The 7,461-nt window shown below is 69.4% G+C and carries 5 protein-coding genes; 2 read left to right on the top strand and 3 right to left on the bottom strand.

The genetic code is table 11. The annotated features are described in order from the left end of the window. Positions 1 to 213 precede the first annotated feature (213 nt). The gene (locus G3I65_RS04505; protein ID WP_160694966.1) at positions 214 to 819 is read left to right on the top strand and encodes a DUF4291 domain-containing protein; all 606 of its coding nucleotides are present in this window, start codon (positions 214 to 216) and stop codon (positions 817 to 819) included. Here G3I65_RS04505 and G3I65_RS04500 read toward each other — a convergent pair. After that, positions 816 to 1,088: a hypothetical protein gene (locus tag G3I65_RS04500; protein WP_086856909.1), complete on the bottom strand. Its 273-nt coding sequence runs from the start codon at positions 1,086 to 1,088 to the stop codon at positions 816 to 818. The two genes, G3I65_RS04505 and G3I65_RS04500, sit on opposite strands and share 4 nt — an antisense overlap. Before the next feature lie 258 nt (positions 1,089 to 1,346). Between G3I65_RS04500 and G3I65_RS04495 the strand changes: the two genes are divergently transcribed. Further along, positions 1,347 to 5,045: a multifunctional oxoglutarate decarboxylase/oxoglutarate dehydrogenase thiamine pyrophosphate-binding subunit/dihydrolipoyllysine-residue succinyltransferase subunit gene (locus G3I65_RS04495; RefSeq protein ID WP_160694965.1), complete on the top strand. Its 3,699-nt coding sequence runs from the start codon at positions 1,347 to 1,349 to the stop codon at positions 5,043 to 5,045. Positions 5,046 to 5,096: 51 nt separating this feature from the next. Here G3I65_RS04495 and G3I65_RS04490 read toward each other — a convergent pair whose 3' ends face one another. Both G3I65_RS04490 and G3I65_RS04485 read right to left on the bottom strand, forming a co-directional pair. Next, positions 5,097 to 5,801, bottom strand: a complete 705-nt coding sequence (locus tag G3I65_RS04490; protein ID WP_160694964.1) for a hypothetical protein — start codon at positions 5,799 to 5,801, stop codon at positions 5,097 to 5,099. A 72-nt stretch (positions 5,802 to 5,873) separates the two neighbouring features. Next, the gene (locus G3I65_RS04485; protein WP_160694963.1) at positions 5,874 to 7,415 is read right to left on the bottom strand and encodes a S8 family peptidase; all 1,542 of its coding nucleotides are present in this window, start codon (positions 7,413 to 7,415) and stop codon (positions 5,874 to 5,876) included. Positions 7,416 to 7,461: the final 46 nt, after the last annotated feature.

Raw genomic sequence — 7,461 nt, 5'->3', positions numbered from 1 at the left:
CCGCCCGGCGGCTCCCTGCGCCCGGCGGTCGTCGCCCCAGTGGCTTCCGCCATGCTCGGTCCCCCTTCCGGCCCGGCCGCCGACTTCGCCGCGGCTCCCATCCACCGCGCGGCCCCGCCATGAACTCAGCCCGGCGAGCGCGAGGCCGTCGCCGGCGCGCTGAACACCGAAAGTCCGTGGCCGGCCGGCCGGGGCGCTGGGAGCATGGCGGACATGTTCGAAGAGCAGCGGGTGCCCGACCGGCAGATCCGAGCGGCCCAGACCGGGACCACGCTCCGGGTCTACCAGGCGTACTCACCGTCGATCGCCGAAGCCGCGCTCGAGAAGCAGACGTTCGTCGAGCCGTTCAAGCGCGACCGGATGACGTGGATCAAACCCTCGTTCCGGTGGATGGCGTACCGCTGCGGCTACGGCAGGAAGCCGGGGCAGGAGCGCATCCTGGCGATCGACATCACCCGCGAAGGCTTCGAGTGGGCCCTCGCGCACGCCGCGCTGAGCCACCCACGCCGTGACCAGGCCAAGGACGCCTGGCAGCGAGAGCTCAAGACGAGCCCGGTGCGCATCCAGTGGGATCCGGAGCGAGACCTCCACCACAACGCGCAGAACTTCCGGGCCATCCAGATCGGCCTGAGCGGCGAGGCGGTCGACCACTACGTCGACGAGTGGATCACCGCCATCACCGACGTCACCCCGGTGATGCGCGACATCTCCGGCCTCCTGGCCACCGACCAGCTGCACAAAGCGGTGAAGCTCGTCCCCCACGAGCCGCCGTACGAGCTGTCACCCGAGCTGGCCGCCGCCGTCGACGCCACCGGCTAAGGCAGCGCCCGCCACTTCAGCGAGCCCAGCCCGGCCGCCTCGACGTCCGGCCGGGAAGCCCACCGCACGGTGCCCGGGCGGACGTGGACGCCGGCCCCGACCAGCCAGTCCGGCTCGTCGGGCTCGACCCACTCCATCTCCTCGAAGTCGGCGAGCGTCGGCCAGACCGCCTGGCACGAATCGCACCGGAGCACGACCGTCCCGGACTCGGTGACCAGCGGCCGCACCAGGCCCTGGTCCCAGAACGAAGGACATTCGACCAGCCACATCACTCCAGTGGAGCCCGCCGCGGTGAACGTCCGGCGGCAGCCGGGCGAACCCGGAAAAAAGACGCCGCGAACCCTGTACCGGGTCCAGCGCTTAAGGTTCCCTTAGCACATCTTGATCGAGTCAGTGACCGATCCCCTAGTGCGCCACGCCTCACACAGGCCGGTTCCATCACATCGCGGTCACCGAGGGGGTTAGCCTGGTAGGCGCATCAGCGGATTCAAGATCGAGATCGAGACGGATAGAGGCGAGCCCCAGCCGTGTCCAGCAGCAGCCCTGCGTCACAGTTCGGCCCCAACGAGTGGCTGGTCGAAGAGATGTACGACCAGTTCCTCGCCGACCCTTCCTCAGTCGATGCCGCATGGCACGACTTCTTCGCGGACTTCAAGCCGACGCAGAACGCGCAGGCCAAGGCGGACAACGCCCGGCAGCAGGCGGAAGCCAAGCCTGCCACCAACGGCCAGGCGGCGCAGCCCTCGGCCAAGGCCGTGCAGAACGCGGAGTCGGCGGCCAAGCAGGCCGCGCCCGCGAAGGCTCCCGCGAAGCCGGCCCCGAAGGCCGCCCCCGCGAAGCCCGCCGCGGCCAAGGCCGAGCCGAAGGCCGACGCGAAGAAGGAAGAGCCGGAGTCGAAGCAGCTGCGCGGTGCCGCGGCCGCCATCGCGAAGAACATGGACGCTTCGCTGAGCGTCCCGACCGCGACCAGCGTGCGCGCGGTCCCGGCCAAGCTGATGGCGGACAACCGCATCGTCATCAACAACCACCTCAAGCGCACGCGCGGCGGCAAGATCTCCTTCACGCACCTCATCGGCTACGCCATGGTGCGCGCGCTGAAGGACTTCCCGAACCTCAACCGGCACTACCAGCAGATCGACGGCAAGCCGTTCGCGATCACGCCGGAGCACGTCAACTTCGGGCTCGCCATCGACATGAAGGGCAAGGACGGGTCCCGCAACCTCGTCGTCGCCTCGGTCAAGAGCGTCGAGGACATGACGTTCCTGCAGTTCTGGCAGGCCTACGAGGACATCGTCAAGAAGGCCCGCAACAACAAGCTCACCGCGGACGACTTCGCGGGCACCACGATCTCGCTGACGAACCCGGGCGGCATCGGCACCAACCACTCGGTGCCGCGCCTGCAGGCCGGCCAGGGCGCCATCATCGGCGTCGGCGCCATGCAGTACCCGGCGGCGTTCGAGGGCACCAGCGAGAAGACGCTGGTCGACCTCGGCATCAGCAAGATCATGACGCTGACCTCGACCTACGACCACCGCATCATCCAGGGCGCGGAGTCCGGCGAGTTCCTCAAGCGCATCCACCAGCTGCTGCTCGGCGAAGACGGCTTCTACGACGACGTCTTCACCAGCCTGCGCCTGCCGTACGAGCCAATCCGCTGGGTCGCCGACATCCCCGAGGGCCCGGTCGACAAGACCGCCCGCGTGATCGAGCTGATCGACGCGTTCCGGATGCGCGGCCACCTGATGGCCGACACCGACCCGCTGAACTACCGCCAGCGCAGCCACGCCGACCTGGACGTCCTGTCCCACGGCCTGACGCTCTGGGACCTCGACCGCGAGTTCCCGGTCGGCGGCTTCGCCGGCCAGGAGCGGATGAAGCTGCGCGACATCCTCGGCGTGCTGCGCAACTCGTACTGCCGCACGGTCGGTATCGAGTACACGCACATCCTCGACCCCGAGGAGCGCCGCTGGATCCAGGAGCGCGTCGAGATCCCGCACGAGAAGCCGGACCCCGCGGTCCAGAAGTACGTGCTCTCGAAGCTGAACGCCGCCGAGGCGTTCGAGACGTTCCTGCAGACCAAGTACGTCGGCCAGAAGCGCTTCTCGCTGGAGGGCGGCGAGACGGCGATCCCGCTGCTCGACACGCTGCTGGACAAGGCCGCCGAGCACGAGCTCGACGAGGTCGTCATCGGCATGCCGCACCGCGGCCGCCTGAACGTGCTGGCCAACATCGTCGGCAAGCCGATCAGCCAGATCTTCCAGGAGTTCGAGGGCAACCTCGACCCGGGCCAGGCGCACGGTTCCGGTGACGTGAAGTACCACCTCGGCGCCGAGGGCAAGTACTTCCGCATGTTCGGCGACGGCGAGACGAAGGTCTCCCTGACGGCGAACCCGTCGCACCTGGAGACCGTGGACCCGGTCCTCGAGGGCATCGTCCGCGCGAAGCAGGACCTCCTGGACAAGGGCGGCGAGGGCTACACCGTGCTGCCGGTCCTGATGCACGGCGACGCGGCCTTCGCGGGCCAGGGCGTCGTCGCCGAGACGCTGAACCTGTCGCTGCTGCGCGGGTACCGCACCGGCGGCACCGTGCACGTCATCGTCAACAACCAGGTCGGCTTCACCACCGCGCCGGAGCACTCGCGCTCGTCGCAGTACGCCACCGACGTCGCGAAGATGATCGGCTCGCCGATCTTCCACGTGAACGGCGACGACCCCGAGGCCGCGCACTGGGTGGCCAAGCTGGCCGTCGAGTACCGGCAGGCGTTCCACAAGGACGTCGTCATCGACCTGATCTGCTACCGCCGCCGCGGCCACAACGAGGGCGACGACCCCTCGATGACGCAGCCGGCGATGTACGACATCATCGACACCAAGCGCTCGGTGCGGAAGACCTACACCGAGTCGCTGATCGGCCGGGGTGACATCTCCGTCGAGGAGGCCGAGGCCGCGCTGCGCGACTTCTCGAGCCAGCTGGAGCACGTCTTCAACGAGGTCCGGGAGCTGGAGAAGCACCCGGCGAAGGCGAGCCCCTCGGTCGAGGAGGAGCAGCAGGTGCCGGCCAAGGTCGCGACGGCGATCACCACCGAGACGCTGGAGCACATCGGCGACGCGTTCGTGAACGTGCCGGAGGGCTTCACGCCGCACCCGCGCGTCAAGCCGGTCATGGAGCGCCGCCACAAGATGTCCCGCGAGGGCGACATCGACTGGGCGTTCGGCGAGCTGCTCGCGTTCGGGTCGCTGGCGATGGAGAGCCGCCTGGTGCGGCTGTCCGGCCAGGACTCCCGCCGCGGCACGTTCACCCAGCGGCACTCGGTCTTCATCGACCGCAAGACCGGCCAGGAGTACGCGCCGCTGCAGAACCTGGCCGAGGGCCAGGGCCGCGTGATGATCTACGACTCGGCGCTGTCGGAGTACGCGGCCGTCGGCTTCGAGTACGGCTACTCGGTCGCCAACCCCGAGTCGCTCGTCATGTGGGAAGCGCAGTTCGGTGACTTCGTCAACGGCGCGCAGACCGTCATCGACGAGTACATCTCCTCGGGCGAAGCGAAGTGGGGCCAGCGCTCGGACGTCGTGCTGCTGCTGCCGCACGGCCACGAGGGCCAGGGTCCGGACCACACGTCCGGCCGCATCGAGCGGTTCCTCTCGCTGTGTGCGGAGGGCTCGATGACGGTGGCGGTGCCGTCGACCCCGGCGAACTACTTCCACCTGCTGCGCCGGCACGCCCTCGACGGCATCCAGCGTCCGCTGGTCGTCTTCACGCCGAAGTCGATGCTGCGCAACAAGGCCGCGACGTCGCAGGTCGAGGACTTCACCGGCGAGAGCCGGTTCATGTCGGTCATCGACGACACGACGCCGGACCCGGCGAAGATCCGCAAGGTGCTGCTGACCTCCGGGAAGCTGTACTGGGAGCTGGTCGCGGAGCGGGCGAAGCGCGAGGCGCACGACGTCGCGATCGTGCGGATCGAGCAGTACTACCCGCTGCCGAAGAAGAAGCTGGTCGCGGCGCTGGAGCGGTACTCGAACGCGCAGCAGGTCGCGTGGGTCCAGGAAGAGCCGGAAAACCAGGGCGCGTGGCCGTTCTTCGGCCTGAACCTGCCCCGGAAGTTCCCGGAGCTGCTCTCGGGCCTGCAGGTCGTCTCGCGCCGCCCGATGGCGGCCCCGTCGGCCGGCTCGTCGAAGGTGCACGAGGTCGAGCAGAAGGCGCTGATCTCGAAGGCGTTCGACTGATCGCTTGAACGACGAAGGCCCCCGCGCTTCCGGTGCGGGGGCCTTCGTCGTTCAGCTGAGCGATCCTGACGCCGCTTTCGCCAGGCTGTGGGCGTTGCGGCGGCAGCGCTCGATGTTCTTGTCCGACGTGTCCGCGGCCGTCACGATCACCGTCACGTCGACGTTGCCCTGGTAGAACCGCACGCCGCACTGCATGGTGCCGCCGCTGTCGTAGTCGACGTCGGCCGCCTTCGTCGCCTTCCCGATCTTCTCGGTGATCGGCTTCGCGCCGCGTTCGACTTCGATGTCGTAGCCGGCCTTCGCGTACCCGGGGCCGGTGCCCGAGCCCGGCTGGTTCGACTTCGCCAGCATCATCGACACCGTGCCGGACGACGAACCCGCCTTCGACCACGAGCAGCTCAGCTGGGACAGCTGGATCTGGTCGTCCGAGGTGCTCGCCGGCTCGGCCGGGGCGTCGCTCGACAGCGGCGGCAGGTTGTTCATCCGGCTGCCGACCTCGCTGCAGCGCGGCAGCGACGTGTACTTGTCCGGCTCGCCGGTCGCCGACGTCGTGGGCGGTGCCGCGGTCGAGGGCTTGTCGTCGGCCGTCAGGAGGAAGAACGCGCCGACGCCCGCCCCGGCCAGGACGAGCACGCCGACCGCGACCAGCACGACCACCAGCGCCGTCTTCCCGCCGGACTTCGGCGGCGGGTAGCCGGGGTACTGCTGCTGGGGGTAGGGCTGCTGCGGGTACGGGTACTGGGGTCCTTGCTGCACGAACCGGACACTAGGCCATTCGTGCGACCGGGGCGGGCCATTACGGGCAAATCACTCAGCCGGGCAAACCACTCAGACGGTCAGCGACCAGCTGTCGATGCGCCCGGTGTCGAGCGAGGCGACGTCCTGGACCCGCAGGGACCAGGTGCCGTTCGCGGCTTCACCGGAGACGTTCGCGCTGTAGGTCGTGTTGATGTTGTCGGAGGAGTCGCTGCTGGAGTTCTTCAGCCGGTACGCCGAACCGTCCGGCGCGACCAGGTCGATCACCAGGTCGCCGACGTAGGTGTGGACGATGTGGACCTCCACGGCCGTCGTCGCCGACGCGTTGCGGTTGCAGCCCGAGACGCTCACCGAGCTGGTCACCGCGGCGCCGCGGTCGGGGATGGCGACGTCGGTGCCGTTGGTGACGGTGCCGCAGGTCGGCGGCGGCGGGGTCGTGCCGGTGCCGGTGTAGAGCAGGACGTTCGGCGAACCGGTACCCGGGCTCGTCACCTTGCCGGTGGTGCCGTTCGCGACGAGGGCGTCGCGGACCTGCTGCGGCGTCGCGCCGGTGTTGGTGGCCAGGTAAAGCGCCGCCGCGCCGACGACGTGCGGGGTCGCCATCGACGTGCCGCTGATCGTGTTGGTGGCGGTGGAGCTGCCGATCCACGACGACGTGATGCCGCTGCCCGGCGCGAAGATGTCGAGGCAGGAGCCGATGTTGGAGTAGCTGGCGCGGGCGTCGGTGGACGTCGTCGCGCCGACGGTGATGCCCGCCGCGACGCGGCCCGGGGAGCCGTTGCACGCGTTGGCGCCGTTGTCGTTGCCCGCCGCGAGGCCGTAGGTGATGCCCGCGGAGATCGAGCGCTGCACCGCGGCGTCGAGCGTGCTCGAGGCGCCGCCGCCGAGGCTCATGTTCGCGACGGCGGGCTTGACCGCGTTCGCCGTCACCCAGTCGACGCCGGAGATGACGCCGGCGGTCGTGCCGGAGCCGCTGCAGTTGAGCACGCGCACGGCGACCAGCTTGACCTCCTTGGCCAGGCCGTACTGCGAGCCGCCGATGGTGCCGGCGACGTGCGTGCCGTGGCCCTGGCAGTCGGTGGCGTCGCTGTCGTTGTCGACGAAGTCGTAGCCCGACGTCGCGCGGCCGCCGAAGGTGCTGTGCGTGAGGTTGATGCCGGTGTCGATCACGTACGCGTGCACGTTCGACGCCGTCGTGCCGTAGCTGTACTTCTGGTCGAGCGGCAGGTTCCGCTGGTCGACCCGGTCCAGGCCCCACGACGGCGGGTTCAGCTGGTCGGTGCTCGCCCGCACGACCTTGTTCTGCTCCACAGTGGACACCGCCGGGTCGGCGGCGATGCGCTTCGCCTGGGTCTCGGACATCGTGCCGGTGAAGCCGCGCAGGGCCGTGGAGAACGTCCTCGCGATGGTGCCGCCGTGGCGGCTCGTGACTTCCTTGGCCTTGCTCTCCGCCGCCGTGCCGTCCTTGAACACGACGATGTAGCTGTCCTTGACGGCGTCGGCGCCGCCGGCCCCGACGATCGTTCCTTCGCTCGCCGTCGCGACGGCGTTGCCGCTCAACGCGGTCAACGCCGAAACGGCGGCGACGACCCCGATCTTGGTCACCAGGCGCATGGTTCGTCCCTTTCTGGGCAGGGTCGACCGGGCGGTGCACGGCCGC

Origin of the sequence: Amycolatopsis sp. SID8362, assembly GCF_010550475.1 — a bacterium.
GTDB lineage: Bacteria > Actinomycetota > Actinomycetes > Mycobacteriales > Pseudonocardiaceae > Amycolatopsis > Amycolatopsis eburnea.
Note: the sequence above shows the minus strand (reverse complement) of the source record. Positions and strands in the feature narration are given on the sequence as shown.

Bases quoted from the DNA above. Each gene is read 5' to 3' on its own strand.
- G3I65_RS04505 (WP_160694966.1), top strand. From the start codon at position 214: ATGTTCGAAGAGCAGCGGGTGCCCGACCGGCAGATCCGAGCGGCCCAG.
- G3I65_RS04500 (WP_086856909.1), bottom strand. From the start codon at position 1,088: ATGTGGCTGGTCGAATGTCCTTCGTTCTGGGACCAGGGCCTGGTGCGG.
- G3I65_RS04485 (WP_160694963.1), bottom strand. From the start codon at position 7,415: ATGCGCCTGGTGACCAAGATCGGGGTCGTCGCCGCCGTTTCGGCGTTG.